Source organism: Scopulibacillus daqui (assembly GCF_016908855.1).
Taxonomy (GTDB): Bacteria; Bacillota; Bacilli; order Bacillales; family Sporolactobacillaceae; genus Scopulibacillus_A; species Scopulibacillus_A daqui.
Genome location: NZ_JAFBER010000055.1, coordinates 1 through 1377, shown reverse-complemented (window position 1 = coordinate 1377; position 1377 = coordinate 1). Strand labels below are relative to the sequence as shown.

The 1377-nt window shown below is 37.0% G+C and carries 2 protein-coding genes; both read left to right on the top strand.

What is annotated here, in order from left to right; all coding sequences use genetic code 11:
* On the top strand, positions 1 to 1135 hold a 1135-nt coding region (locus JOD45_RS16395; protein ID WP_205004933.1), incomplete at its 5' end, for an IS91 family transposase.
* Positions 1107 to 1361, top strand: coding sequence for an FmdB family zinc ribbon protein (locus tag JOD45_RS16390; RefSeq protein ID WP_239549338.1), 255 nt, complete (start codon positions 1107 to 1109; stop codon positions 1359 to 1361). The genes JOD45_RS16395 and JOD45_RS16390, both read left to right, overlap by 29 nt.
* The last annotated feature ends 16 nt before the right edge of the window (positions 1362 to 1377 follow it).

Here is a 1377-nt window from a genome sequence, read left to right as displayed (position 1 = left end):
CAAAGAAGCTGTTCAGAAAACAATTAAGTGTGGTACTCGTGACCTAGGCTATGCACGGTATGAATGTTTAGGATGTGAAGGTAACCCTCGTCCCGTTTTTGTTTGTTTCACTTGTAAGAGCCGGTTTTGTCATAAGTGCGGAAAGAAGTATACTGATGATTGGTCTGATAAGCAACAGGAAATGATCTTTAATGTTCCCCATCGCCACATGGTGTTTACCATTCCAAAAGAATTAAGAAGGGTTTTCTATAAAGATCGAAAAAAGTTAAATGAATTAAGTAAACAGGTAGCTGAGGTTTTTAAATTTTATTATGATCGAAAAAGTAAGAAGCGCCATTTAAAGGTTGGCGTAATTACTGTTATACATACGTTTGGAAGGGATTTGAAGTTTAACCCGCACATTCATACCTTAGTAACTGAAGGAGCTCTTGATAACCGCCATGAATGGGTATCGAGTGAGTATATTTCGTACGATTTCCTAAGGAAGTCTTGGCAAAAGGTACTCTTAGATCTAATGAAGAAGTGGTTTCCGGAAAATCAAAGGGTCTTGGAGATGATCAACGATCTGTATAAACGTTATCCAAATGGTTTTTATGTCAATGCAGAAAGGAAAATGAAAGGTGCCAAAGGTGCAGCGAAGTATATAGGCCGATATTTAGCGAGACCTGTCATTGCCGAATATCGTATTGAAAATTACGATGGAGAGAAGGTACATTTTTGGTATGAGGATCATCGAACTGGAAAAAGAAAGGATGTCACATGGCCAGTTTATAAATTTATATTTAATCTTTTACAACATATTCCGCCTAAACATTTTCGAATGGTAGGGCGCTTTGGTTTATACAGTAGAAGATCCTATCAAAAAGCTAATCAAATCTTGAGTCTTTATTCTTTTGTAAGAACAAAACAATTATCCTTTTTATTTGAACGTAAAAAGAGGAAAAAAACATATCGCCAAAGAATGATTGAGGCCTTTGGTCAAGACCCATACATATGCCCGTGCTGCCATAGGGAGATGGAACTGGTTGAAATCTGGCATAATGATTATGGCTTCTTATTTCATTACATGGAAGAAGTGGAATGCATTAAAACCTGGAGGATATATAATGATGCGAAGAAACACAAAGCAGGATGAAATGAGTAAGGAATTTCTTAAATGGTTAGAGGAAGAGGATCCATTGGGATTGGATGAAGAGATGACAACAATAAATTTCAAGTGTTTGGATTGTGGTAAGGAAGATGAAGTACCAGATTTTGTAGTCGAAGAGTTTGAATTTGACTTAGAAAAACATGAAGAAGTAGAGGTAGTCTGTCCTTTTTGTGAAGGTACTATGCGACGAGCAAAAAAGAATCCCAAGTGAAAAGGCTACACTTGGG

Coding starts and splice junctions, on each gene's coding strand:
- JOD45_RS16390 (WP_239549338.1), top strand. CDS start 1,107: ATGATGCGAAGAAACACAAAGCAGGATGAAATGAGTAAGGAATTTCTT.